This is a genomic window from Streptomyces sp. TRM68367 (genome assembly GCF_014495685.1).
Classification (GTDB): domain Bacteria; phylum Actinomycetota; class Actinomycetes; order Streptomycetales; family Streptomycetaceae; genus Streptomyces.
Map to the genome: position 1 here is coordinate 59,276 of NZ_JACTVI010000031.1, position 24,479 is coordinate 83,754.

The 24,479-nt window shown below is 71.4% G+C and carries 20 protein-coding genes and 2 pseudogenes; 9 read left to right on the forward strand and 13 right to left on the reverse strand.

The features are described 5' to 3' along the window. Positions 1-33: 33 nt before the first annotated feature. From H8R17_RS49315 to H8R17_RS21075, 4 genes and pseudogenes are all read left to right on the forward strand, one after another. Positions 34-207 (forward strand): annotated as a pseudogene (locus H8R17_RS49315) (Gfo/Idh/MocA family oxidoreductase); the annotation flags it as partial. 20 nt (positions 208-227) lie between these two features. Continuing rightward, positions 228-380, forward strand: a complete 153-nt coding sequence (locus tag H8R17_RS48740; protein WP_187824786.1) for a hypothetical protein — start codon at positions 228-230, stop codon at positions 378-380. A 117-nt stretch (positions 381-497) separates the two neighbouring features. After that, on the forward strand, positions 498-1,079 hold the full coding sequence (locus tag H8R17_RS21070; protein WP_316959478.1) for a cupin: 582 nt from the start codon (positions 498-500) through the stop codon (positions 1,077-1,079). A gap of 84 nt (positions 1,080-1,163) precedes the next feature. After that, on the forward strand, positions 1,164-2,924 hold the full coding sequence (locus tag H8R17_RS21075; protein WP_187824762.1) for a hypothetical protein: 1,761 nt from the start codon (positions 1,164-1,166) through the stop codon (positions 2,922-2,924). Between the two features lie 499 nt (positions 2,925-3,423). On the opposite strand, the gene H8R17_RS21080 is transcribed toward H8R17_RS21075, so the two are convergent. Genes H8R17_RS21080 through H8R17_RS48755 form a run of 9 tightly spaced genes read right to left on the reverse strand, consistent with a single transcriptional unit; the run spans position 3,424 to position 16,164 of the window. After that, a complete protein-coding gene (locus tag H8R17_RS21080; RefSeq protein ID WP_187824763.1) occupies positions 3,424-5,223 on the reverse strand; it encodes a sulfatase in 1,800 nt (599 codons plus the stop codon). Continuing rightward, positions 5,220-6,782 (reverse strand): sulfatase, encoded by a 1,563-nt coding sequence (locus H8R17_RS21085; protein WP_187824764.1) that lies wholly within the window; start codon positions 6,780-6,782, stop codon positions 5,220-5,222. The genes H8R17_RS21080 and H8R17_RS21085 overlap by 4 nt, the downstream gene beginning before the upstream one ends. Then, positions 6,782-7,477, reverse strand: coding sequence for an alpha/beta fold hydrolase (locus tag H8R17_RS21090; RefSeq protein ID WP_187824765.1), 696 nt, complete (start codon positions 7,475-7,477; stop codon positions 6,782-6,784). The genes H8R17_RS21085 and H8R17_RS21090 overlap by 1 nt, the downstream gene beginning before the upstream one ends. Then, the gene (locus H8R17_RS48745; RefSeq protein WP_316959479.1) at positions 7,449-9,593 is read right to left on the reverse strand and encodes an ABC transporter ATP-binding protein; all 2,145 of its coding nucleotides are present in this window, start codon (positions 9,591-9,593) and stop codon (positions 7,449-7,451) included. The genes H8R17_RS21090 and H8R17_RS48745 overlap by 29 nt, the downstream gene beginning before the upstream one ends. Continuing rightward, positions 9,590-10,480 (reverse strand): ABC transporter permease, encoded by an 891-nt coding sequence (locus tag H8R17_RS48750; RefSeq protein ID WP_316959480.1) that lies wholly within the window; start codon positions 10,478-10,480, stop codon positions 9,590-9,592. The genes H8R17_RS48745 and H8R17_RS48750 overlap by 4 nt, the downstream gene beginning before the upstream one ends. 4 nt (positions 10,481-10,484) lie before the next feature. After that, a complete protein-coding gene (locus tag H8R17_RS21100) occupies positions 10,485-11,432 on the reverse strand; it encodes an ABC transporter permease (RefSeq protein ID WP_187824767.1) in 948 nt (315 codons plus the stop codon). 7 nt (positions 11,433-11,439) lie between these two features. Next, positions 11,440-13,020 (reverse strand): ABC transporter substrate-binding protein, encoded by a 1,581-nt coding sequence (locus H8R17_RS21105; protein WP_187824768.1) that lies wholly within the window; start codon positions 13,018-13,020, stop codon positions 11,440-11,442. A gap of 19 nt (positions 13,021-13,039) precedes the next feature. Beyond that, positions 13,040-15,562: a beta-glucosidase gene (locus tag H8R17_RS21110; RefSeq protein WP_187824769.1), complete on the reverse strand. Its 2,523-nt coding sequence runs from the start codon at positions 15,560-15,562 to the stop codon at positions 13,040-13,042. Then, entirely contained in the window at positions 15,559-16,164 is a 606-nt protein-coding gene (locus H8R17_RS48755) for a TetR/AcrR family transcriptional regulator (protein ID WP_187824770.1), read from the reverse strand. The genes H8R17_RS21110 and H8R17_RS48755 overlap by 4 nt, the downstream gene beginning before the upstream one ends. Positions 16,165-16,299: 135 nt before the next feature. Between H8R17_RS48755 and H8R17_RS21120 the strand changes: the two genes are divergently transcribed. The 3 genes from H8R17_RS21120 (at position 16,300) to H8R17_RS21130 (ending at position 19,036) form a co-directional block, all read left to right on the forward strand. Then, complete coding sequence (locus H8R17_RS21120) at positions 16,300-17,790, forward strand: sulfatase-like hydrolase/transferase (RefSeq protein ID WP_187824771.1); 1,491 nt, start codon at positions 16,300-16,302, stop codon at positions 17,788-17,790. A 36-nt stretch (positions 17,791-17,826) separates the two neighbouring features. Further along, positions 17,827-18,783 carry a formylglycine-generating enzyme family protein gene (locus H8R17_RS21125; protein WP_187824772.1) on the forward strand — a complete coding sequence of 319 codons (957 nt, stop codon included), beginning with the start codon at positions 17,827-17,829 and terminating at the stop codon, positions 18,781-18,783. A 100-nt stretch (positions 18,784-18,883) separates the two neighbouring features. Beyond that, complete coding sequence (locus H8R17_RS21130) at positions 18,884-19,036, forward strand: hypothetical protein (protein WP_187824773.1); 153 nt, start codon at positions 18,884-18,886, stop codon at positions 19,034-19,036. Positions 19,037-19,073: 37 nt separating this feature from the next. On the opposite strand, the gene H8R17_RS21135 is transcribed toward H8R17_RS21130, so the two are convergent. Then, positions 19,074-19,712, reverse strand: a complete 639-nt coding sequence (locus tag H8R17_RS21135; RefSeq protein WP_187824774.1) for a TetR/AcrR family transcriptional regulator — start codon at positions 19,710-19,712, stop codon at positions 19,074-19,076. A gap of 131 nt (positions 19,713-19,843) precedes the next feature. Between H8R17_RS21135 and H8R17_RS21140 the strand changes: the two genes are divergently transcribed. Then, positions 19,844-20,605, forward strand: a complete 762-nt coding sequence (locus H8R17_RS21140; protein ID WP_187824775.1) for an SDR family NAD(P)-dependent oxidoreductase — start codon at positions 19,844-19,846, stop codon at positions 20,603-20,605. Between the two features lie 124 nt (positions 20,606-20,729). Here the strand turns inward: H8R17_RS21140 and H8R17_RS21145 are convergent, their stop codons facing one another. Both H8R17_RS21145 and H8R17_RS21150 read right to left on the reverse strand, forming a co-directional pair. Next, positions 20,730-21,038, reverse strand: a complete 309-nt coding sequence (locus H8R17_RS21145; RefSeq protein ID WP_399477042.1) for an FAD-dependent oxidoreductase — start codon at positions 21,036-21,038, stop codon at positions 20,730-20,732. Continuing rightward, positions 21,012-21,381, reverse strand: a pseudogene (locus tag H8R17_RS21150) (serine hydroxymethyltransferase); the annotation flags it as partial. The pseudogene H8R17_RS21150 and the gene H8R17_RS21145, both read right to left, overlap by 27 nt. 94 nt (positions 21,382-21,475) lie before the next feature. Here H8R17_RS21150 and H8R17_RS21155 point away from each other — a divergent pair. Beyond that, complete coding sequence (locus tag H8R17_RS21155) at positions 21,476-22,159, forward strand: GntR family transcriptional regulator (RefSeq protein WP_187824776.1); 684 nt, start codon at positions 21,476-21,478, stop codon at positions 22,157-22,159. An 87-nt stretch (positions 22,160-22,246) separates the two neighbouring features. Here H8R17_RS21155 and H8R17_RS21160 read toward each other — a convergent pair whose 3' ends face one another. Then, positions 22,247-24,091, reverse strand: a complete 1,845-nt coding sequence (locus H8R17_RS21160) for a helix-turn-helix domain-containing protein (protein ID WP_187824777.1) — start codon at positions 24,089-24,091, stop codon at positions 22,247-22,249. Between the last annotated feature and the right edge of the window lie 388 nt (positions 24,092-24,479).

Here is a 24,479-nt window from a genome sequence, read left to right on the forward strand (position 1 = left end):
TCCGTGACGAACAAACCCGTGCGGGTCGCCCTCGTGGGCGCCGGCAGCATAGCGGGGGGCGCGCACCTGCCCGCCCTGGCCGCCCAGGGTGACCGCGTACAGGTCGTCGCCGCCTGCGACGTCGACCCCGACCATGTCAAGTCGTTCTGCGACACCCATGACGTCCCCGGCTCCTACACCGACCTGGGGGAGATGCTCGAGCACGCCCGGCCGGACCTGGTGCACCTGTGCACGCCGCCGAGCCTGCACACCGAACAGGCCCGGCAGAACGCGTCCTGCCCGACGGGGACACCCTGCGACGCCGCTGCCGGATCGTCGTCGCCGACGGCCGGTGGGACCGCGCCGCCATCACCGGATACCTCAAGGAGCACCCGTGGTGACCTTCCCCGGCGGGCACCGGGGTCTCGGGGCTGGGGGTCTACCCCTGGGAAGCCGCCGACGGCTGCCACGGCGGGTCACCCCATCTGCACACCGCCTGCACCGAGGGCTATGTCGTCGTGGCGGGCGGCGGCGAGCTGCAGACCCGCACCCCCTCCGGGTACACCTCCGTCCCCCTGCGGGCGGGCACCGTCGCCTGGTTCAGCCCGGGCACGGTGCACCGCGCCGTCAACCACGGCGGCCTGCGAGTGGTCGTGGTGATGCAGAACGCCGGCCTGCCCGAGGCGGGCGACGCCGTCCTCACCTTCCCGCCCGACGTGCTGGCCGACGCCGACCGCTACCGCGCCGCCGCCACCCTGGACCCCGCCGACCCGGAAGTCTCCGCCCGGCGCCGGCGCGATCTGGCCGTCGCCGGGTTCCGGACCCTGCGCGACCACCTGGTCGACGGCGCCCCCGAGCCACTCCTCACCCTCTGCCGGCAGGCCGCGGCGCTCGTGCAGCCACGGGCGGCCGCATGGCGTGACATCGTCGCCGCCGGCCCCGCGGCGTCGGTCGCGGCCAGTTCGCGGCACATCGACGCGCTGCTGGAAGCAGACGGCGCGCATTTGCGGGACGCGCAGGTCATGGCCGTGGACGCACCCGCACCGGACGATCGCGCCTTCGGCATGTGCGGCCGCCTGGACACCTACCGGACGGCCTGACCCCGAATCCCCGGATCTCCGTCGCGGTGACGGAGGGCGGGCACGTACACCCTCTGCACGACAGTTGAAGGGAGATTTTCGACGATGAGAATCCTGAAGGTGCTCACCGTGGCCGCGGCCGCGACGCTCTTGAGCACGCTGATGGGGGCGTCGCCCGCGCAAGCGGACTCGCTCACGGTGACGGTGGACTACGGTGCCGACGTCGGGCCGTCCAACCAGGTCGCCAGCGGGTATCTGCACGGGATCGACGCCAACTCGCCCGCCCAGTACCTCATCGACGGCGTCAAGGTCCGGGCGATCCGCGGTGCGGACCACCACCGGAACCTGCCCAGCCTGTTCGACCGCCCCACCTACGACCGCGTCAAGGCCACTGGAGCGCGGATGCAGGTCGGCGTCTACTACTACTCCGGCGACCCCAACAACCCCGACTACAACTACCGGCCGGGGGACGGCGGCGACCAGGACCGCTGGCAGCGCATCGTCAACAGCGTCTACGACGAAGCCCAGGCGGGCGACTACCAGATGGATTCCTGGATCACCTGGAACGAACCGGACCTGCAGTGGAACACCACCGCGCGGCCCTTCACCAGCTACCTCACCGCGCACAAGGTCGCCTACGACACCCTCAAGGCCCGCGACCCCGCGCTCAAGGTGCAGGCCCCGGAACTGTCCGGCTACAACTTCGCGAAGCTCACCCAGTTCCTGACCTACTGCAAGCAGAACGACTGCCTGCCCCAGGTGCTCTCCTGGCACGAGCTCACCGCGGGCGCACCCGACATCCCCGGGCACACCGCCCAGATCAAGCAGTGGATGATCGACAACGGCATCACCCCGATGCCCATCGCGATCACCGAGTACCAGGGCACCGGGTACGGCAAGGCGGACGCGTGGGACGCGGGCGTCAACGTCCGCTTCCTCGCCCAGTTCGAACGCAGCGTGCCCAACGGCCTGACCGACGGGCTCTACTCCGCCTGGGAGTGGGTCGGGGACAACCCGGACTTCGTGCCGACCCTGGGCAACGCCACAACCCGGAGCACGACCCTGCCGCGGGGCGTGTGGTGGAACTACAACACCTACAAGGACATGACCGGACGGCTCATACGCACCTCGTCGTCCGCTGCGACCACGGTGGACGCTTTCGCCGCGGTCGACACCACCCAGCGTCGCTCCACCGGCCTGATCGGCAACCAGACCACCGCCGCGCACACGGTCAACCTCAAACTGCGCAACATCCCCGCCGCCCTGCAGCGCAACGGCAAGATCCGGTTTCGCGCCACCCGCTTCGACGACGTCGGGCAGCTGACCAACCCGGTCAAGGTCCTGGAGGGCGACTACACGGTCAACGGCAACACGGCCAAGGTGACCCTGCCCGCGCTCCCGGCCAGTGCCTCGCTGCGCTTCGACGTCAGTCCGGTCATCGCGGGCAGCCCCAAGACGGTCTACGAGGCCGAGTCGCTGCCCGTCACCTCGACCTCGGGCGTCGTGCGCCGCAACTTCGCCGAGGAGGGGGCCAGCGCGGGCCGGGCCAGTGTCCTGGAGGCCACCGCCGTGGGTCAGTCCGTGAGCTACACGGTCGATGTGCCTGCCACGGGGCGCTATGAGCTCAGCGCCTATCTCAAGAGGCTGGCGAACCGGGGCTTCTTCCAGCTCTACGTCGACGGCAAGGCCTTCGGTCCGCCCCAGGACGAGTACGGCACCGCCGCGGAGTACTACCGGACCACCTTCGGCCACCTCCAGCTCACCTCGGGTGAGCACACCTTGCAGTTCAAGGTCGTCGGGAAGAACGCCTCGTCCAGCAACCACTGGATGGTGTTCGACCGCTTCGAACTGTTCCCCCTGTCCTGACCCGGATCACCTCCCGGACGATCGACCGATCTGTTCGGCGGCCTGTCGGCGGCACCCACTGGTGCCGCCGGCCTTCGCGGTCAGCGGCAGCACAACTCGAGCCGACGGGCCAGTGACGGTCCAGGTCCCCCGACAGCTGCGATGGCGGGCCGGTCGTCCGTGGCGCGCGTGGCGATGGCGATCTCCAGGGGCGGTCCTTCGAACGGGACGAAGCAGACGTCCGAGCGTGGGTAGAAGTGGCGGCCTCGGCGTGCAGGGCAATGCGGCCTGGGGTCGATACGGCTCCTGGTATGGCTGCGGGGTTGCGGAGGGCGTTGCGGCGGTGGAACCCCTCCGCGGCGGGGCCGGACCATGCCGCCAGAGCGGGGTGGGCGAGGGCGATGGGGAGCCAGGCGCCGTTGCTGACGCGTACACAACGACCGGCGGCCGGCCCGCGAGCACGGGCCGGCCGCCAGACCGACACGCCCGCCACAGGAGTGCGTCTCCGTGCCGGCCACCACTACTCCTTGCCGCCCCGCTCGGTCGCCAACACCGCGAGGTCGCGCGAGATGGACCTGAGGGCGTGCACCGGAAGCTTGCCGATGGCGTACGCGGCGATGTCGGTCAGGGTGAGGTCGCCCACCGTTCGCTGCATCCCCCCGTCGACAACGGCGGGGGCGTGGCGCCGCAGGACCTCCCGGGTCTCGGGATCGTCGACCAGGGTCCGCAGCGTGGCGTGCACGCTCGGTTCGGCCCGCGGGTAGTCGTCGGGGTGCACCAGGTCGAGCGACGCCTCCACCTGGGCCCACTGCCGCCGGACCGCCAGGTGTTCGTCGCCGACATCGCCGGTGTCCGGCAGACCGAGCCGTTCGTACTGCGAGGGCGGGGCGTCATTGGCCCGAATGAGCTGGACGAGCAGCGTGGCCATGCGCCGTTCGAGGTCGTCGTCGGCCAGCGGCCGCTGCTGGTCCGGGTCGGCCTCGAGGTCGAACAGCAGCGTGCCGAACGCGTGGGGATCCATGAAGGTCCACCCGTCGACGCGGAGCGTGGGGACGCCTTTCGTGAACGAGAACGGTTCGGCAAGCTCGGCGCCGCGCAGTTCCTCCGGGGCGAACCGGCCACGCATGTGGGTCGGCATCAGCGTGTGCTCGAGCAGGGGCCGGTTCCCCGGTGTCGCGGGCGCGCGCATGTAGACGTAGCGGCCGTCGGTCACGCTGACGTGGCCGCCGAACGCCCCGAACAGCCCGGCCTCGCGCACCGGGGTGTCGTCGGCGACGACGTCGCGCAGCGGCTCGCCCTGCATGTCCGGCGGGATGTCCACCACGAACCAGTCCAGCAGGGTCGGGGCGAAGTCGATGGTCTGCACCAGGCTGGTTCGCCGCTCGCCCCGCACACCGCTGCGCGGGTCCCAGACGAACAGCGGCGTGTGGATCGTCTCGTCGTACCAGGGCGGGACCCCCTTGCCCCACCACCCGTGCTCGCCGAGCAGGTAGCCGTGGTCGGTGACGACCATCAGCAGCGTGTCGTCCCACAGCTCCAGCTCGTCCATCGCGTCGAGCACCCGGCCAAGCGACCGGTCGCACATCGACAGCAGCGCGGTGTACTGCAGCCGGAGGTGCTCCACCTGCCCGGGGGTTTCGAGGGCCTGCCGGTAGTCGGGCCAGTCGAAGTGCGGGCCGTCGTAGTCGTGGGGGTACAGCTTGTGGTAGCGCTCGTAGGTGAAGAACGGCTCGTGCGGATCGAAGGTCTCGACCTGCAGGAACCACCGGTCCTCGGCGTGGTTGGTGTGCAGGAACTCCAGGCCCGCGTCGAAGGTCAGCGTCTGGGGGTGGTCGAGCTCGTCCTGCATATAGGACCGGTTCACCCGGTCCTGCCGGTACGAGGGCCGCTGGGCGACCCGCGGTCCGTCGATGGCGTCGGGGAGGTCGGGGTCGGCCACCTGCCCCTTCCAGGGGTCGCCTTCCTGGCCGCGGAAGAACTCGAAGCTGTTGAACCGGCCGTGGTAGGTCGCTCCGCCGTCCTCCCAGTAGTGCGGGTGGTCGGTGGCGAGGTGCGTGTAGACGCCGTGGTCCTTCAGCAGCTCCGGGGCGGAGTCGTCGAACGGCTCGAGCGGTCCCCAGCCGCGGTGCAGGAAGTTGTACCGGCCGGTGTGCATCTCCCGCCGGGCCGGGATGCAGGGCATGCTGCCGGCGTAGCAGGTGTCGAACGTCGCCGTGCGGTCGGCCAGCCGACGGAAGTTCGGGGCATCCACCCACTCTGCCCCGTAGGGGGGCAGGTGCCGCCTGTTGAGGCTGTCGAACATGACGACGATGGCCTTCATCGACTCTCCTTCGGAGCGAGCCTCGCGGCGAGACGCTCGTGACGGCCCGGTGGCCACGCGACGTCGGGCGCGTGCCAGGACACGGGGGTGACCGGTGTGGTGGCGGCAAGCCGCTGTTCGAGATCGTCGGCCAGGTGCCCGCGCCCGGTCTCGCACAGGTGACCCGCATAGCGCACCGGGTCGTTGTAGTACGTCGGTCCGGTCTGCAGGGTGGTGAGCATCGGGTCGGGCAGGGCGCCCGGCCGTCCCGCGTAGTACTCCCACCACTCGGCCAGGTGGGTGCGCATCCGCGCGGCCAGGTCCGGCTCGTCGGGCAGCAGGTCGCGGGTCAGGTGCGGGTCGGCCGTGACGTCGAAGAGCTGCTCCCACTCCGCCCGGAACGCGCCGGGATGGTACGTGCGGATGTAGAGGTGATCCCGGGTCCGCACGGCCCGCTGGTAGGTGTGCGCGCCGTGCCCGAACACCAGGTACTCGCGGGAGCCGATGCGCTCCCCGCGGACCGCCGGGGCGAACGACTCACCCTGCCAGCCGCCGGGCACCGGCATCCCGAGCAGCTCGCACAGGGTCGGCGCCAGGTCGATGTTGTACAGCAGGGAGTCGCACCGGCGGGCGTCTGCGGGCAGCGCGTCGGTGACGCCCGGCCAGTAGACGACGAGCGGCAGCCGGTGCGTGGGCTCGTTGGCCAGCCCGTGCTCGGCGTAGGAGCCGTTCTCCCCGAACGACTCGCCGTGGTCGGCGCTGACGATGATCGCCGTCTCGTCGGCGATGCCCAGCTCCTCCAGCGTCGCGAGCAGCTGCCCGAAGTAGTGGTCCCAGTACATGATGGCGCCGTCGAACCCGTTGATCAGGTGCTTGAAGTCCGCGCGGGTCCGGATGGCGTCGGGCATGGTGTCCGGCACGGATGACTTCCTCGGCCCCGCGAAGTAGTGCAGGTCGAGCGCGCTGCGCGGCCCGTAGATCTCCGCGTGCGCGTCGATGGTGTCCTGGTCCGGCCAGGCGGGCGCGGGGCCGGATGCCGCGGCCCGCTGGGTCCACTGCGGACCGGTGAGGTAGTCGGTGTGAGGCTCCCAGTAGGTCAGGTGCAGGTACCAGTCGTCCTCGTCGGCGTGGGTGCGCAGCCAGTCGATGGCCACGCGGTTGATGTCGTGGGCCTGCTCGTCGTTGGTCTCGCCGGTCGCGCGGATCATCTCGCGGAAGTTGCCGCAGAAGTGGTACGCACGGTGCCGCTCGGCGAACATCGACACCGCCGCCGTGTAGTAGCCGTGGCCCTGGAGCTGCTGGCCGAGCAGCGGCCGGTGCGGGTCGGGCCCGTGCCCGGCGTCGAGCCGGAACCGGGCGGCTTCGCCGAAGTGCCCGATGACGCCGTTGGTGATGCCGAACTGCCCGCTCGTCAGTGCCGTCCGCGACGGCAGGCACGGCGAGTCGGAGGCGTAGTAGCGGTCGAAGACCACGGACTTCTCGGCCAGGGCTTGCAGGTTCGGCGTGGTCGGCCGCTGGTAGCCGTAGGGCTCGGTGTGGTCGGCACGCAGCGTGTCGACGTCGACGTAGATGATCCGCATCAGATCCAGCCCTCCAGGGAACCGAGGAACGCGGCGAGGTCGTCGCGGTGGATGGTATGGCCGGCGCCGGGTACCACCCGGACCTCGAGTCCGCGTCCCCGCATCGCGATGACGGTCGCTTCGGAGCAGAAGGGGCCCTCGCCCGCGAACAGCACCAGCGAGGGCACGCCCGGACGGCGCGGCGCGATCTCGACGCCGCCGAGGAGTGCCGCGCCGTCCACCGTGTCCGGATCCCAGTCGCGCAGCGTCGCCAGCTCCACGTCGACGTCCTCCGGGCGCCACCGGGGGTTGAGTTCGGCGATCTGCTCCCGCGTCGCCTGCTTGAAACGCTTGATCCGGACGGGATCCATCCCGACCCTGCGGCCGTCGGGCAGCCAGGCGGGATCGGCATAGACCGCACGGCCGGGGCGCAGCCGGTCGACGGCCAGCGCGAGCGCCACCGCGCCGAACGAGTGCCCGATCGCGACATCGACCTCGGACGGCAGGGTCTGCACCAGGGCATCGGCCCAGTCCTGAGGCCGGTAGTGGCCGCGGCCGCTCGCTCCGTGCCCGGGCAGGTCGACGCCGATCACCCGGTGGCCGCGCTCGGCGATCGCCGGAGCCACCCGGTGCCAGGTGCGCGAGTCCGACATCATCCCGTGGATCAGGACGGCGGTCCGCTCGCCGTCACCCCAGGTACGGGTATGCAGTCGCATCCGCATCCCCCTGTCCGCGCCGCTCGTGGGTCGCCGCCGGCGGCAGCGTCGCCATCTCGCCGGCGAAGTGGCACGCCGCCAGCTGGCCGGTCGGGGTCTCGGCCAGCACCGGTTCCTCCTCCACGCAGACGCTCCGCGCGGTGTGGGCCAGCGGCCCGATGGGGCACCGGGTGCGGAACCGGCAGCCCGACGGCGGGTTCTTCGGGCTGGGCAGGTCTCCGGTGAGCACGATCCGCTCGCGGTCGCGGGACGCGGTCTCGGGCACGGGCGAGGACGACATCAACGCCACGGTGTACGGGTGCTGCGGCGAGGAGTACACCGCCTCGACCGGTCCCGTCTCCACGATCCTGCCGAGGTACATCACCGCGACCCGGTCGGAGAGGTGCCGGACCACCGAAAGGTCGTGGGCGATGAACAGGTAGCCGAGGCCGAGGTCGTCACGCAGTGACTCCAGCAGGTTGATGATCTGCGCCTGGATGGACACGTCGAGCGCGGACACCGGCTCGTCGCAGATCAGTACCTTCGGCTCGACGGCGAGCGCCCTGGCGATCCCGATGCGCTGCCGCTGGCCGCCCGAGAACGCGTGCGGGTACCGGTCGAGGTGCCCTTCGTTCAGGCCGACTCGGCGCATCAGTTCGCTCGCCGCGGTGGCCCGCTCGCCACGCGGCATCCCGCGCATCTCCAGAGCCTCGTCGAGCGACTGGCGGACGGTGCGGCGCGGGTTGAGCGACGCGTACGGGTCCTGGAACACGTACTGCACGGTCGACCGGAGTTCTCGGGCGCCCGCGCCGGTGAACGCGTCCACGCCCTCCGGGCCGACCCGGACGAGGCCCTCCGTGGGCCGGTTGATCCCCACGATCGTGCGCGCGAGCGTCGACTTGCCGCAGCCCGACTCGCCGACGAGGCCGAGCGTCTCGCCACCCGCGACGGACAGACTCACCCCGTCCACCGCGTACACCGGGTCGGGCCGGCCGAACGGGCTCCTGCCGCCCGAGGCGACGTTCACGCGCAGGTTCTCCACCGACAGCGGCGGAGCGCCGCCGGTATCCAGCTGGTCGCGGACGTCGGCGGGCACCCGGTCCAGCGGCGGAATCGCCGCTCCGCGCCCGGTGACCCAGCATGCCGATGACTGCCCCTCGGCGGCCCGGGGCAGCAGCTCGGGCACGGTGGTGCGGCACCCGTCCTCGGCCAGGCGGCAGCGCGGATGGAACGCGCACCCGGACGGCAGCGCCGCCGGGTCGGGTGGCGCTCCCGGGATGGCGGGCAGCCGGTTCCTGCCGTTCCCGTCCATCCTCGGCATCGCCTGGAGCAGGTCCGCCGTGTAGGGGTGCTCCTGCCGGGCGAAGATCACCTCGACGGGGCCCTGCTCGACGACCCGGCCGCCGTACATCACCACCACGTCGTCGCACATCTCGGCGACCACCCCCATGTCGTGGGTGATCATGAGCACGGCGATGCCCAGCTCGTCGCGCAGGCGGCCGAGCAGCCGTAGGATCTGCGCCTGGATGGTGACGTCGAGCGCGGTGGTCGGCTCGTCGGCGATCAGCAGCGACGGCGAGCCGGCGAGCGCGATGGCGATCACCACGCGCTGCCGCATGCCGCCGGAGAACTGGTGCGGGTAGTCGTCGAGCCGCCGCTCGGCGTCCGGGATACCCACCTGATCGAGCAGCTCCGCCGCCCGGCGCCGGGCCGTTTGCCGGTCCGTGCCGTGCACGATGAGAGCCTCGGCGATCTGGTAGCCGACGGTCAGTACCGGGTTCAGCGCGGACTGCGGGTCCTGGAAGACCATCGCGATCTCGCTGCCGCGCACGGCGCGCATGTCCGGTTCGGGCAGCCCGAGCAGGTCCCGCCCGGCGAACAGGATCTCGCCGCCGACGATGCGGCCCGGCTCGGGGACCATCCGCAGGATCGAGCGGGCGGTCACGGACTTGCCGGAGCCGGACTCCCCGACCACGCCGAGGACCTGGCCGCGCCGCACGGTCAGGCCGACGTCGTTCACGGCCCGCACGGTGCCGGCGCCGGTGGCGAACTCGGTGCGCAGCCCGCGCACTTCGAGCAGGGCGCCCGTCCGGCCTTGTTTCGTCTCGGTCGTGATGTGCTGTGGAACGGTGTTCACCGGCGAAGCACCGCCTTGTTCAGTGCGTTGGACAGGAGAGTGAAGGACAGCGTGAGCAGCAGTAGTACGAGGCCGGGTCCCATGACGTACGCCGGGTGGACCTCGATGTAGCGGGCGCCGGTGTTGAGCATGGCGCCCAGCGACGGAATCGGTGGCTGGATGCCGAGCCCGACGATGCTCAGGCCGGCCTCGATGAAGATCGCGACCACCATGTAGACGGCGGCGTTGACAATGATCGGGTCGACGATGTTCGGCAGCACGTGCCGGACCAGCACGGTCCGGCGCCGGACCCCGAGCACCCGGGCGGCCAGCACGTACTCGCGTTCCTGCTCGACCTGCAGACCCGCCCTGGCCTGCCGCCCGAACAGGGGCAGCCCGATGATCAGGATGGCCGTGAACAGCGCCCGCCAGCCGGTTCCGATGACCAGCACGACGCACATGCCGAGCACCATCCCGGGAAACCCGAGGATGACGTCGAGCAACCGCTGCACGCCGGAACCCAGCCACCGCGAGATCACGCCGGCGAGCCCCATCAGGGTCCCGATGACCGCGCTCGCCGGGACGGCGGTCAGCAGCAGGCTGAGGTCGGTTCGCAGGCCGTAGACCGTGCGGACGAGAACGTCGCGGCCCAGTTCGTCGGTGCCCATCCAGTGCCGGGCCGACGCGCCGGCCAGCGAGTTGCCGCTCTGCGCGTCGTACCCGCCGGGGAACAGCACCGGCGCCAGCACGGACAGCAGCACCAGCAGACCCAGCAGAACGGCCCCGATCGCGCCCCGCGGCGTGCGCAGCGCGGTGAGGTAGCGCCGTAGCGCGCCCCCGCCGCCTCGGCGCGCCGTACCCGGAGTACCGGGAGCCGGGGCGCTCGCGGTGTCGATGTCGGTTGTCACAGCGTCACACTCCCAACCGGACGCGCGGGTCCAGGGTTGCCATGGCGATCTCGGTGAGCAGCTGCACGACCACCGCGATCACCACCGCGCCGACGATGAGCACCTGCACGACGTTGTAGTCGGAGCCCTGCACGCCGGATACGGCCAGCTGTCCCAGCCCGTTCCTCGCGAAGATCATCTCGATGACGACGGCGCCGGCCAGCATGTCGCCGAAGCGGATGCCGATCGCCACCATCGCGGGGCCGAGGCTGTTGCGGACCACGTGCCGCAGGGTGATGCGCCGTCTCCCCACGCCCTTCGCGACCGCGAGGTCCACGTAGTCCTGTCGCCACGCGTTGTCCATCGAGGACTGCACCAGCATGGCGATGCCGCCGGACATCGGCACCGCGAGGGCTACAGCGGGCAGGATCAGGTACTGCAGCCCGATCACGGGGTCGTCAAGGACCGACGTCTCGCCGCTGATCGGCAGCACCCGGAAGGTGACGCCCAGGAGGATCACCAGCAGGAGCCCGGCCAGGAACGGCGGCATCGCCAGCAGGACCGTGTTCGTCGCGTCCGCGGTGAACCTCGACAGCCGCGAGCGCGCCGAGCCGGCGAAGACGCCGAGACCGATCCCGACGACGATCATGACGAGCGCGGCCGCGATCGTCAGCTCGACCGTGCTCTCCAGCCGGTCTCCGATCAGCTCGGAGACCGGCCGGTGGAACTGGTACGACTCGCCGAGATCGCCGGTGACGAGGCCGCCCAGCCAGTGGAGGTACTGCTCGACCAGTGGCCGGTTCAGCCCCATCACGGCCCGTATCGCGTCGATCTGCTGGGTCGTGGCCCCGGGCCCCGCGACGACGGAGGCGGGATCGCCGGGCGCCAGTCGCGGCAGCAGGAACGCGATGACCGTGGTCGCCAGCAGCACGAGCGTGACGGACGGCAGGCGTCGCAGGAGGAAGCGGGTCATCACGGGCTCACTTTGCGAGGTAGGCGGCCCGCATGGTGCGGCCGTAGCGGCCGGTGACGACGCCACGCAGGGAGCCGACGCTGACCGAGGTCGAGGGCGAGACGGAGTAGGGGAGGAAGAACGCGTCGTCGAGCAGCTTCTGCGACAGGGAACGCAACCGCGACTTGGTGGCGTTCTCGTCCGGGCTGTCGATCAGCGCCTGCGCGAGGCGCTGGTACTCCTTGTCCGTGTAGTGCTCCGCGTTCTTGGCCGGGCGCAGTTCGGGGAGGGCGTCGAGCATGAGCGCGGGAGGCATGTCGCCCACCGCGGTCCAGGTGAGGAACGCGGGACCGAGCTTGCCCGCGGCCCGGCGCGGCTCGAAGTCCGCGATCGACAGCTCCAGTGGCGACGGCTTCAGGCCCACGTCGGACAGGTCGCGCGCGATGATCTCGTAGATCTGGCGCGGAATCGGCAGGTTGTGGAGCGCCATCCGGAACCGCGCCCCCGTGGCCCCGGCTGACTTGATGAGCTGCCGGGCCCGGTCGGGATCGTAGGTGTACGTCCCCGCCAGGTCCGCCGGATAGCCGGTCGCGTCCTTGCCCCACGGCAGGCTGGCCGTCGTCGCCAGGCCACCCATGACCTGCTTGTTGATCCGCTCGCGGTTGATCGCGTAGCCCACCGCGCGTCGCACGTCGACGTTGTCGAACGGTGCCTGATCGACGGTGAGTCCCATCCCGTAGACGAGCCCCTTGTTGAGGTCCAGGTGGAACGTCTTGTCGTCGACGATGGTCTTCGCGTCCTGGACACTGAGACCGTTCGCGATCTGGACCCGGTTCGAGCGCAGCGCCGCCAGCTGCGCGGTCGAGTCGGCGATCACCGTGATCTCGATGCTGTCCAGGTAGGGCAGGCCGTCCGCCCAGTAGGAGGCGTTGCGCTTCATCGTGATCTGGGTGCCGGCCTGGTAGCCGGACCACACGAACGGGCCCGTGCCGACGACCTTCGAGCCGTCCTCGAGTCCCTTCTGGCTCTCCCGGTCGATGATGGGTGTCGCATCGAGGATGCTGTGCACTGTTTCCTGCAGGGGCCGTGGCGAGGTGATCGTCACCTCGTGCCGGCCCGTCGCCTTGACCTGCCAGCCCTTCATTGCTCCGTTCAGGGAGGCGAGGCCGTCACCCGCGATGTTCCGTTCGAGGGAGAACACGACGTCGTCGGCCGTGAACGGCCGTCCGGAGTGGAACGTCACGCCCTCACGCAGCTTGGCGGTGAACGTCTTGTTGCCGTTGGACAGTGACCAGGAGGTGGCCAGCAGTGGCTGGCTCTTGCCGTCGGTGTCGATCAGCAGAAGGGTTTCGAGGACGTTGCGGCACCAGAAGATGTTGCCGGGCCGGCCGGTGAAGTAGGCCGCGGGCACCGGTGGCGCGTTGACCGTCGTCACCAGAGTGCCGCCGCGGACCGGCTTCGCCGTCTCGCCGCCCGCGCCACCCTTATCGGCCTCCTCGGCCGCCGAGCGGCAGCCGACCGCCGTGGCCAGCCCGAGGGCCGAGAGCCCGCCGAGGAGTGCCCGGCGCGACAGTGCCGAGTCGAGGGAGGTTCGTCTTGTGGGGTACATCGTTGGACCACCTCATTGCTTACCGTTCGCGGGGTGACCCCGCTTGCTGGGATATCGGTGTTCCCCCAGGGGTGGCCTGCGTGCCGGCGGGCACGTCGACCGTGGTCGTCTTGTGGAGGTCGGCCGAGGAGAAGCCGACGAGGGCGTCGAAGGTCCCCGGCTCGACCGCCCACTCGTCCGCCTGCGAGTCCCAGTGCCACAGCGCGCGCCACGGCACCGGAATGTCCAGCTCGACCGTCTCGCCGGGACCGGCGTGGGCGGTCGCGAACCCGGCGAGCCAGCGGACGGGCCGGTCGATGCCCGATCCGGGGCGCGCCAGGTAGACCTGAACGACCTGCTTTCCGGGTCGGCCGCCGGTGTTGCGCACCCTGGCGGTGACGACGGTCGCGGGGCTGTCCGGGGCGTCCGCGTGTCGGACGGCCGCGGGCTGGCGCAGGTCCACCAGCTCCCAGGTCGTGTAGCCGAGGCCGTGCCCGAACGGGTACGCGGGCTCGACGCCCTCGCGAAGCCACGCGCGGTAGCCGACGTGGATGCCCTCACGGTACGGCAGGCGACCGTCGACGGGCCGCGTGTCGAGCACGGGCACGTCCTCGGTGTGTGCGGGCCACGTCATCGGCAGCCGTCCGCCCGGCTCGGCCGTGCCGGTGAGGATGTCGGCGAGCGCGGCACCGGCCTCCTGGCCGGCGAACCACGCGATGAGCACCGCGGAGACATCGCCGCGCCACGGCAGCAGCACGGGTGCCCCGGCGTTGACCACGGCCACGGTGTTCGGGTTCTCCTCGGCCACGGCCCGCACCAGGTCGTCCTGGCCCGCGGGCAGACAGAGGTGCGCGCGGTCGAAGCCCTCGCTCTCGATCTGGGAGCTCGTGCCCACGACCACGATCGCGACGTCGGCGGCCCTGGCGTCCTGCCGGGCGCGGGCGAGCTCGTCGGCGGGTGACCGGCGGGGACGCATGGCCCGGAAGGACAGGGCGAAGCCGCCGGCCGGGATGCGTTGCCGCACGCGCAGTTCCACGGGACGGCCCGCAGTGAGTTCGACGTCGAACGTCCGCACGGGCGGGGTGAGGATGTCCGCGCCCGGCCCGTCGTGCGCGGACGGGACGTCCTCGTCGTGGAGAGTCCGCCCGTCGGCCTCGAACATGATCCTGCCCGCGCCGCGGAAGCCCAGTTGCCAGGAGCCGGTGAGGTCCGGACACATCGTGGTGGTCAGCTCGACGGCGGCCGCGCCCTGCGGCACGTCGCTGCCGAACCGGACCAGCTCGCCGGTGTCCCGGCTCTCGGTCCGCACCTCCTCACCGGTGTCGGTGAGCCACCGGACCCGCACGGCCCGGCCACCGTTCTCCCCACGCAGGCATGCCGCGGGCAGCGGACCGGGGTCGCCGTCGAGGTAGCTGCCCGCGGTGTAGGTGACCTCGACGCCCGGGGGCAGTGCGGCCCTCAGCCCCTGGAGCGGGGACACCACCTGGGCGGGGCACACCTCGGCGCTGCCGCCGCCCTGGATACGGGGGTGCTCGGCCAGCTCGCCGATCACCGCGATGCGCCGGACACGGTCCAGCGGCAGGGGCAGGGCGGCGCGCGCGTTGTGCAGCAGTACGGTCCCGTCGGCCGCGGCGGCGCGCAGCCGTGCGCGTACGTCGCGCCCTGCGCGCACAGCTGCCGGGCGCCCGGCGTGCACCGACTCCAGGGCACCCACACGCGCCGCCAGCCGCAGCAGGTTCTTGACCTTGATGTCGAGTGTGGACTCGGGCACCGCGCCGTCCTCGACGGCCTTGCGCAGCACCTCGCCCCACGGTCCGTCCGGCCCCGGCATGGCCAGGTCGAGCCCCGCCGAGGCGGCGGCGAGCGAGCGCGTGGCACGCCAGTCCGAGACGACCACACCGTCGAAGCCCCACCTGGTGCGCAGCGGGTCGTCGAGCAGCTCGTGCTCGGTCATCGTGGTGCCGTTGACGCCGTTGTACGCCGCCATGAGCAGCCAGGGCCGCGCGGTCAGGACGATGTCCTCGAACGGCGCGAGGTACAGCTCCCGCAGCGCACGCTCGCCGAGCCGCACGTCGACGGAGAACCGGTCGGTCTCCGAGTCGTTGGCGACGTAGTGCTTGACCGTCGCCGCCACGCCGTGCTCCTGCAGGGCGCCGACGAGCGCGGCGCCGATCCGGCCGGTCAGCAGTGGATCCTCGGAAAGGCATTCGAAGTGCCTGCCTCCTACCGGGCTGCGGTGCAGGTTGATCGTGGGCGCGAGGACCACGTCGACCTCCTTCCGGCGGGCCTCGGCCGCGAGCAGCCGGCCCGCGTCCGCGGCACGGCCGGTGTCCCAGCTCGCCGCGACGGCGGTCGGGCAGGGCAGGCAGGCCGACGGTTCCTCGTCGTCCCACGAGGGTCCGCGAACTCCTGCCGGGCCGTCCGAGAACGTCATTGCCCGCAGTCCCACCGCCGGCTCCGCGTAGGTGTGCGCGTGCGAGGCACCGGTCAGCAGCCGGACCTTCCGCGACAGGTCGAGCTTGCCGACCAGCGCGTCGAGGTGCTCTTCGAGAGGACGGCTCAACGCGACTCCCCCTGCGGACACCGGAACCGATCGAGGTAGGCGGCCAGCACCCCGGCCATGTCGAAGGAAGGGTCCAGCAGCCACTGGACCTGCAACCCGTCCATGACCGCGTGCACCTCGGCCGCAAACGCCATCGGATCGAGCTCCGCCGGCAGCCGGCCCAGAGCCTGGTCGCGGCGGACGCGTCCGGCCGTGGCCTCACGGAGCCGGTCGTACCGGCGCCGGAAGAACTCGTGGGCCGGGTGGCCTGGCTCGATGCTCTCGGCGGACTCCACCGCGAACAGCCGCATGGACTGAGGGTTCTCCATGTTGTGGCGGCACAGCGACAGCCACGCGTCCACCACCGAGGAAGTGCGGAACATCTCCGCGACGTACTGGCTGCTGTCGGCGTCACGCCGCTCCAACGCGGCGATCAGCAGGTCCTCCTTGCTCTTGAAGTGGTGGAGCAGGCCAGGCTGTGAGATGCCCACGCGTGCCGCGATGTCGGCGAGAGCCACGCCCCGGAAGCCGCTGTTGCCGAACATCTCGGTAGCGACGGCGAGGATCTGCTCTCGCCGCACTCCGGGGGGTCGGCGGTTACGCACCGACGGCGCTTCTGTCACGAGCTCCTCCTTGCCACTCCATGTGATGGCGGTTACCTTACCGAGTGCTCGGTAAGGTGCAAGAGGTTGGACGCAATCGATCGGGCTCTGTGGCGAATCACCTGGTCAGGCAAGTGGAAAGACGAGGAGACAACGATGAGGGACCGGCCGAACTTCCTGGTTGTCGTGGCCGACCAGCTCCGGGCCGACGCGCTCGGCGCGTTCGGCAACACCCTGGCCCGCACGCCGCACCTCGACCGGCTCGCCGAGCAGGGTACGGCGTTCACCAACGCGTTCGCGCAGCACCCGGTGTGCGCGCCCAGCCGTGCGTCGTTCCTGTCCGGCTGGTACCCGCACACGGCGGGCCACCGTTCGTTCGGCACCCCGCTGCGGGCCGACGAGCCGAACTTCCTGCGTGCGTTCCGCGCGAACGGCTACCACGTGACGTGGGTGGGAGACCGCGGGGACACGTTCGGCCCCGGTGCCACGGAACTGGCCGTGCACGAGCACGGGTTCACGACGAGGCCCACCAGCGGGCGCTGGGCGGATGGCCCCCCGGCGGCACGGCGGCCCGAGCTGCCCGGCGCCGACGACGAGGTGTGGAAGCGGCTGTTCTACCGGGGAGAGGTCCTCGACCCGGACGACATCGACTTCGACGAGGCGGCCGTGCGCACCGCCGAGCACTGGCTCGCCGAGCCACCCGGGCAGCCGTGGGTGCTGTTCGCCCCGCTGGTCGCTCCACACTGTCCGTTCCAGGCACCCCAGCCGTGGTTCTCCCTGCACGACCGGGACGTGATGCCCGATCCGGTGTCCGGCACCGGGCCCGAACCCGCCTTTCTGCAGGGGATCCGCGAGTACTACGGCACCGACCGCGTGACCCCGGAGATGTGGCGCGAGGTCGCCGCCACCTACCACGGCATGGTCTCGCGGCTGGACGACCACGTCGGGCGGCTGCTCGACGCGGTGCGCCAGGCCGGTGCCGCCGACGACACCGTGACGGTGTTCTTCTCCGACCACGGTGAGTACCTCGGCGACTTCGGCGTGATCGAGAAGTGGCCGTCAGGGCTGGACAGCTGCATCACGCGCGACCCGTTGATCCTCAGTGGCGGCGGCCTGCCCGCGGCCGGAACGGTCGACGCGATGGCCGAGCTGATCGACGTCTTCCCCACCCTGCTCGACATCGCCGGGATCGACCCCGGCTACCAGCACTTCGGCCGGAGCCTGCTGCCCGTGCTGCACGACCCGGCCGCAGGCCACCGCGAGTACGCGTTCACCGAGGGTGGCTTCCTCGCGGAGGAGGAGCCGAAGTTCGAGCGCTCGCCGTTCCCCTACGACCGCAAGTGCGCCCTGCAGCACGACCGGCCGGCCGCCGTCGGCAAGGCCGTCGCGGTACGGGACCAGCGCTGGACCTACGTCCGGCGGCTGTACGAGCCGGCGGAACTCTACGACCGGGCGGCTGATCCGGACGAGGCGCACAACCTCGCCGGCCGTCCGGAGCTGGCCGAGGTCGAGACCAGGATGTCGGACGTCCTGCTGCGGTGGCTCGTCGAAACGGCGGATACCCTGCCGGAACGCGATGATCCGCGGATCCCGGGGGTCGACCTGCCCGCACCGGGCGAGCCCGTACGGTCCGATCGGGTCGGCTGATGAAAGGAAGCGATCACTGATGGCAGGAGGAGCGAAGTGAAGGCAGCCCGATGCTGCGCCCCTCCCCGCGGCCAGGCCGCGACGGACCAGCCACGCCCGGCACCCGCTCCGGCCGCACGTGATCACTCGCGTTCGGTGCTGGTGGCGATTCCCGGCGGGGAGTTCCTCATGGGCACCGACAACCCCGACGCGTTTCCCACCGACGGTGAGGGCCCCGTCCGCCCGGTGCGGGTGGAGCCGTTCCAGCTGTCGGCCCACGCCGTCACCAATGCCGAGTTCGCCGCCTTCGTCACGGAGACCGGCTACCGCACCGACGCCGAGCGGTTCGGGTGGTCGTACGTGTTCGCCGGCTTCCTGGCCGCCGAGCTGCGCCGCGTTTCCCCGCGACCGGAGATCACGCCCTGGTGGTGTGCCGTCCAAGGCGCGTTGTGGGCGGCACCGGAGGGGCCGGGCAGTTCCGTCGAAGGCCGCGAGAACCACCCGGTGGTCCACGTGTCCTGGCACGACGCACACGCGTACTGCCAGTGGGCGGGCACGCGGCTCCCCACGGAGGCCGAGTGGGAGTTCGCCGCGCGCGGCGGCCTGGAACAACGGGTCTATCCGTGGGGTGACGAGCTCACCCCGGGCGGCGAGCACCGCTGCAACATCTGGCAGGGCCGGTTCCCGGTGAAGAACACCGCCGAGGACGGCTACCGCGGGACGGCACCGGTGGATGCCTTCCCGCCCAACGGCTTCGGCCTGTACAACGTGGCCGGAAACGTCTGGGAGTGGTGCGCCGACTGGTGGAGCACCGAGCACCCCGGCGCCGGATGCGCCGTGAATCCGCGGGGCCCGGAGCGGGACACCGAACGGGGCGGCTCCCGCGTCGTGCGCGGCGGCTCCTATCTGTGCCACCACAGCTACTGCAACCGGTACCGGGTGGCCGCACGGACCAGTAACACCCCGGACAGCACCAGCGGCAACACGGGCTTTCGCGTTGCCGACGACGCCTGAGCTCGGCGTGGCACCCCGGTCGGCCCGAGGCGGCCTCCACCTGGGCGCGCTCGCGGCCGCTGCGCAGCAGGTTGTGATCTTCGGTTCGCGGAGGACAGGGATGGACATCCGATCACCGCGGTACGCGGTCGCGTTCGCGGAGGAGCTGTACTTCGGCCGGGCAGCCCAGCGGCACTACGTCAGTGTGTGCGGACGCGCCATCGCGGCGGTGGAGGCGGCGGCCACGGAGGCGTACGACTACCGAAAGGCCTGATGCCGCGAGGTCCGACGCCGCCTCCGGGCGGCCGTCGTCACTTGAGTCCTTCCGCCGCGACGGCGAGCGCCCAGCGCAGGGTCGCCCTCAGCTCGGCCTCCGCCGTCGCGGGGTCGGCCGACGCGTCGGCGGTGCGCCACGCATAGTGTTCGACGGCCGCGCGCAGGGTCGCGTTGAACATCGCCGCCCGGATCGTGGGCCGCAGGGCGTCGGCGGGCTGACCGGCGCGTTCGGCCAGGGCGCGGGCGAACACCGGCTCGGCCTCATCGTGCGTCTGGAGCCAGACGGCGCGCAGGCCCGGCTCGGTACGGGTCAGCCGGACCAGTGCGCCGACGGTGTTGCGGTCGCCGCCGCCGATGAGACCGTGCTCGCTCGTGCGCTCCTGGTCGAAGAGCTGTTCCAGGGGCTGCCCGGGAAGCCAGTCGCGCAGACAGGCGACGGTCAGGTCGATGCCCGCCGAGAACAGCGGCCGTACGCAGCTCTCCTTGCTCGGGAAGTACCGCCACACCGTCCGCGAGGAGACGCCGACCGCCTGCCCGATCTGCTCACCGGTGGTCGCCGTGACGCCCTGGGTGACGAACAGGTCCACCGCGGCCCGGGCGATCTCCAGCCGGATCTCGGCCTTGCGCTCCTCGGTCAGGGGCGGCCGTCCCGTGCGTCCGCGAGGTGCGGTCATCTCTTCCTCCGGCTGATGGTGATCAGTCTCCCGGATTTCTCCACCAAGAGTTTATGGCACTCACAGACATTAAATCGTAGGGTGAGAGCGCAGCGGGCACATCGCCTGCGAAGAACGGACAGGAGCACCTCATGGCCGGCGGACTCGACGGACGCAGCGTCATCGTCACCGGAGCGGGCTCGGGCATCGGGCGCGCGACCGCCCTGGCCTTCGCCGCGCAGGGCGCGCGCGTGGTCGTGGCGGACCTCAACGCCGAGGGCGCTCAGGCGGTCGTCAAGGAGATCGAGCAGGCCGACGGGACCGCCGTCGCCGTAACGGGCGACCTCAGCGAGCAGGCCGTCGTTGACCGGGTGACCGAGACCGCCGTGGAGTGTTTCGGCGGGGTGGACGTCCTGGTGAACAACGCCGGGATCATGGACCGCATGTCGGCGCTCGCGGACGTGAGCGACGCGGAGTGGGAGCGGGTCATCCGGGTCAACCTCACCGCGCCCTTCCTGCTCACGCGGGCGGTGCTGCCGCACATGCTGGCGGCGGGCAAGGGGGCCATCGTGAGCACCGCCTCCGAGGCCGGTCTGCGTGGCAGCGCGGCGGGGGCCGCGTACACGGCCTCGAAGCACGGGGTGGTGGGGCTGACGAAGAACCTCGCGGTGATGTACCGCAAGCAGGGCATCCGGGCGAACGCCATCGCCCCGGGCGCCACGGTGACCCCCATCGTCGTGGACGTCGAGCAGGGCGCGCACGGGCCGACGGCGCTCGGTCCGCACTTCGTCAACCTCGGCCGTGCGGCCGAGCCCGAGGAGCAGGCCGCCGCCATCGTGTTCCTCGCCTCCGACGCGGCGAGCAACATCAACGGCGTGGTGCTGCCCGTCGACGACGGCTGGTCGGCGGTCTGACGCCGCCTCAGTGGAGCGCCGGTTGCCAGGACCACGTGGCGGGCCCGTATGTGCCACAGCCGCTGGCGCGAGATGCCTTCGGGGGCGTCGGTTCCGAGGTGGTCGGTGCACCGCTGCAGGGCCATCACGTAGTTGTCGTCGTAACCGCCGAAGGCCGTGGTCCGCTGGAGCACCACTGCCTCGGGGTGGCGTCGAGTGCGGCGCGGGCGTCGGTGACCCGCTTGAGGTCGGTCTCCGCGCCGGAGAGCAGCGAGCCGCCGGGCTCGGGCTTGTCGTCGACGAGGATCACGCGGGCACCGGAGCCGGCGGCGGTGGCGGCGGCCGCGAGTCCGGCCGGTCCGGCGCCGACGACGAGGACGTCGGTGTGGACGTACTCCTTGTCGTAGACGGTGGGGTCGGGGGCCGGGTCGCCGGGCTTGAGCAGCGCGAACATCGCGGCCGCGTTGGCCTGGGCGCTCGAGTGGGGCTGCACGTTCGCGGCCTCGGCGCCGAACAGTTCCATCACCCGGGAGATGGCCAACTGCTCGATGACGTCGACGTGTTCGCAGCCGCCGTAGTAGCGGCGGCCCGGGTAGCCCTCGGCGTACTTGTTGGTCAGTACCGAGCCCTGGGCCTCCATGACGGCGGCGGGGCGAAGTTCTCCGACGCGATCATCTCGAGGGTGGACTGCTGACGGTGCAGCTCGTCGTCGACCGCGGTGGCACCTCGGGGTCGAGTCGGCTGAGCGGGAGGAGGAGCGGGGAGGTGTCCGTGGTGATCGACGGGTTCATTGCCATCTGCGCACATCCTGAGAGTCAACTGATGAGCAACTGATATATCAGACTCTGCGGTAAGGTATGGGAGCTTGCCGGAGAGGTCAAGGGGGGCTTCATGCAGCAGCAGGTGGCGACCGAGTCCAAGGACGGGAAGCCCGGGGGCGACGAGCTGTCCCTCGCCGAGCGCGCGTACCGCGTCATCCGCGACCGGCTCGTCATGCTCGAGATCCACCCGGGCACGCCGATCAACGAGGAACAGCTGGCGCAGTCCCTCGGTGTCGGACGGACGCCGGTGCGCGAGGCGCTCAAGCGGCTCCAGTACGAGCGCCTCATCACGACCTACCCCCGACGCGGCACCTTCGCCACCGAGGTCAACATCACCGACCTGGTCCACATCTCCGAGGTGCGCCAGGAACTGGAGCCCCTCGCCGCCGCCCAGGCCGCGCGGCGCGCCACGGCCACGGACCGTGCGACCCTGACGGCCCTACGGCGGGAACTGGATAGCGCGGAGCCCTCTCGGCGCCACGCCGCCGAGCTCATGCACCTGGACCTCCAGGTCCACCGCGCCATCTATGCCGCCACGCAGAACCCGTACCTGGAGGACACCCTCGTCCGCCACGACAACCTGGCCACCCGCATCTGGTGCCTGTTCGTCGACCGCCTGTCCGACATGGCCGGCCACGTCGGGGAGCACGGACCGTTGATCGAGGCGATCGTCGCCGGGGACCCCGGCAAAGCGGCACAGCTCGCCCGCAGTCACGTCGAGAGCTTCGAACGGGCCATCCGCGGAGCCATCTGAGACGGCGCTGTGCGGCTGTGAGGCCGACAACTCGCTGCCGCACCAGCGAGTTGGAGATGTGCCCGACGGGGCCGAAGGTTCATCGCGTCAGTGCACGGTGCTTCGCGCGTCCTCCGGGCGCAGGCGGGGCCTGCCCGCCAGGGTGGTCCACAGGTGCGGGGCGACGTCGTCCTCGGGGAGTCGGGCGATCATGTAACGGACGCAGCGTTCGATCTTGACCCGCCACAGGCGGGCCGCCTCGTTTCCGTCGGCGTCGCGCAACGCGTCGTGAACGGCGGTGTCCTCGTCGGCGATGGTGTCGCAGGCCGGGCCGTAGTCCATGTCCAGAACCGTGACGAACATACGCAGGCGGGCCGTGAGGCGTTCGAAGGTGAGGGCGGCCTGCGGCAGGTCCGCGGTACGGGCGAGGGCGTCCTGGTACCGCAGGTCGACTTCACGCATACGGACGTGATCATTGTCCCGGGCGGCGTGAAGAACCTCCGCCAGGGCCGCTGAGGCCGGGGCGAGGTGCTCGCGGCCGAGCATGGCGACGCGCCGGATGAGCAGCGCGCCGAGGCTGGCACGCAGGGCGTAGAGATCGAGGACGTCCTTCACCGTGACGGCGGGGACGGCCGTCGCGCCGCCCGGGAGCAGGTCGAGCATGCCCTCCTCGGCCAGCGATCGCAGTCCCGCGCGGACGACCCGGCGTGAGAGGCCGAGGCGGGCCGCGAGCGGCGCCTCCCGGACACGGTCGCCGGGCCGGCAGGGACCGGCGAGGACAGCGTCACGCAGCAGACCTACGACGGGGTCGGTGGTGATGGGGGCGCCGGGCGGGGCATCGGGGGATGTGATCTGAGTCGCCGTGACTTTGGCCAGGTCGCCGAGTGTGCGTGCGCCGTGGGCGTTCGAGTCGTTGTCAGGGCCGCAGATGGCCGGGATGTCGTACGTCGGACGCGGAGCGGCTACCCGGGTGAAGGGGGCTGCGGAGGGGGTCCATGTGGTGGACCAGGTCAGCAGCGCGTCGCGGAGGCGGGGCAGGTCGTGCGCGGCCTCGTGCGGGAGCTGGGCGTCGGCGGCAAGAAGGCGCTGGGCCTCGTCGGTCCACGCCGCTGGGCCGGGTGCGCGGTGCCAGCGCAGGCGCGGGGGCACGGCCGCCTCCGGCCGCCCGAGTGCGCTGCACGCCTTTGCCGGTACGCCGTGCGCCAGCAAGTGCACGGTGGTTGCCCCCGCCCCCGCTGCCGACCTCACCTGCTCCAGGAACGCGCCCAGGGCGGGGTGGTCCGTCCAGGCTGCGTCCGCCCTGTGCTGCCGGCCCCGCAGCGCCGCGAAGGCGCAGGCCACAGCCAGTACCTGGGGCAGCTCCCGGTCGTGGCCGAACAGTCGGCCCGCGGGGGTGCGTACGGCCTCGCCCCGTCCCGCCCGGGCCGTCACGGCGAGCACGCACACCGGTGGGGCCATGAACAGGCCGACCACCTCCTCGGTGTGGCCCGGCAGGGACCACGCCCGGCGCGGCCCGACCGTGGCGCGCGCCCCCGGCTGGACGCGATAGGTCCGCCAGATCCGGCTCACCGTGCTCTGGCTCAGGCCGGTCTCGGCCGCCATGGAACGGGTCGACCAGACCTGCCTGGCACCAGGCGGTGGCGGGGTGAGCGTGCGGACGAGGACGTGCGCCACGGTGTCGTCGTCGGCCGTCGGAGGCCGCCCGGGACGGGGTTGTTCCTCCAGGCCGTCCAGCCGTTCGGCGAGGAAGCGGGAGCGCCACTTGCCGACCATGTCACGGGAGATACCGAGGCGCCGGGCGACGGCGGTATTGGTGGGCTCGTCCTCGCACGCCAGCACGATCTGCGCACGCAGGGCCCGCGCCTGTGAACAGGTGCGGCTGCGGGTCCACATCAGCAGTGCGGCCCGCTCGTCCTCGGTGAGGATCACGGTGTTGCGGGGACGGCCGACCATGGCGGCAACCGTAGCCGAATTTCTGATTCAGATGTACCCCGGTGCCCGGTGAGACAGAGCGGGCATTGTTGGCCGCCCCCGGCCTTCACATACTTCGAAGCCATCCGGCGGCCACGCTGCCGGTCCCTGCGGTTCACGCCGAGCAGGGCGACCACACAGCCGATGAGAAACACGACGGTGAACAGGGCCGATCCAATGTTGGCCAGCCAGCCCCCGAGGTGGCCCCGCGCAGAGTCCACCTCATGGGTCATCCCGGCCCGATCAGCGTCGGTGCAGATCGGCAGCCCCCACCCGACCCAACACCTCGACACGAGGCATCCCCAGAAGCGACTACGTTCCCCACCTGCCGGAGAAGCCATATGACGACGTCCCTGCACACGAATCCTCC

Excerpts from the sequence above, each read along its gene's own strand:
- H8R17_RS21075 (WP_187824762.1), top strand. The coding sequence starts at position 1,164 with ATGAGAATCCTGAAGGTGCTCACCGTGGCCGCGGCCGCGACGCTCTTG.
- H8R17_RS21080 (WP_187824763.1), bottom strand. The coding sequence starts at position 5,223 with ATGAAGGCCATCGTCGTCATGTTCGACAGCCTCAACAGGCGGCACCTG.
- H8R17_RS21085 (WP_187824764.1), bottom strand. The coding sequence starts at position 6,782 with ATGCGGATCATCTACGTCGACGTCGACACGCTGCGTGCCGACCACACC.
- H8R17_RS21090 (WP_187824765.1), bottom strand. The coding sequence starts at position 7,477 with ATGCGACTGCATACCCGTACCTGGGGTGACGGCGAGCGGACCGCCGTC.
- H8R17_RS21100 (WP_187824767.1), bottom strand. The coding sequence starts at position 11,432 with ATGACCCGCTTCCTCCTGCGACGCCTGCCGTCCGTCACGCTCGTGCTG.
- H8R17_RS21105 (WP_187824768.1), bottom strand. The coding sequence starts at position 13,020 with ATGTACCCCACAAGACGAACCTCCCTCGACTCGGCACTGTCGCGCCGG.
- H8R17_RS21120 (WP_187824771.1), top strand. The coding sequence starts at position 16,300 with ATGAGGGACCGGCCGAACTTCCTGGTTGTCGTGGCCGACCAGCTCCGG.
- H8R17_RS21130 (WP_187824773.1), top strand. The coding sequence starts at position 18,884 with ATGGACATCCGATCACCGCGGTACGCGGTCGCGTTCGCGGAGGAGCTG.
- H8R17_RS21135 (WP_187824774.1), bottom strand. The coding sequence starts at position 19,712 with ATGACCGCACCTCGCGGACGCACGGGACGGCCGCCCCTGACCGAGGAG.
- H8R17_RS21140 (WP_187824775.1), top strand. The coding sequence starts at position 19,844 with ATGGCCGGCGGACTCGACGGACGCAGCGTCATCGTCACCGGAGCGGGC.
- H8R17_RS21145 (WP_399477042.1), bottom strand. The coding sequence starts at position 21,038 with ATGTTCGCGCTGCTCAAGCCCGGCGACCCGGCCCCCGACCCCACCGTC.
- H8R17_RS21155 (WP_187824776.1), top strand. The coding sequence starts at position 21,476 with ATGCAGCAGCAGGTGGCGACCGAGTCCAAGGACGGGAAGCCCGGGGGC.
- H8R17_RS21160 (WP_187824777.1), bottom strand. The coding sequence starts at position 24,091 with ATGGTCGGCCGTCCCCGCAACACCGTGATCCTCACCGAGGACGAGCGG.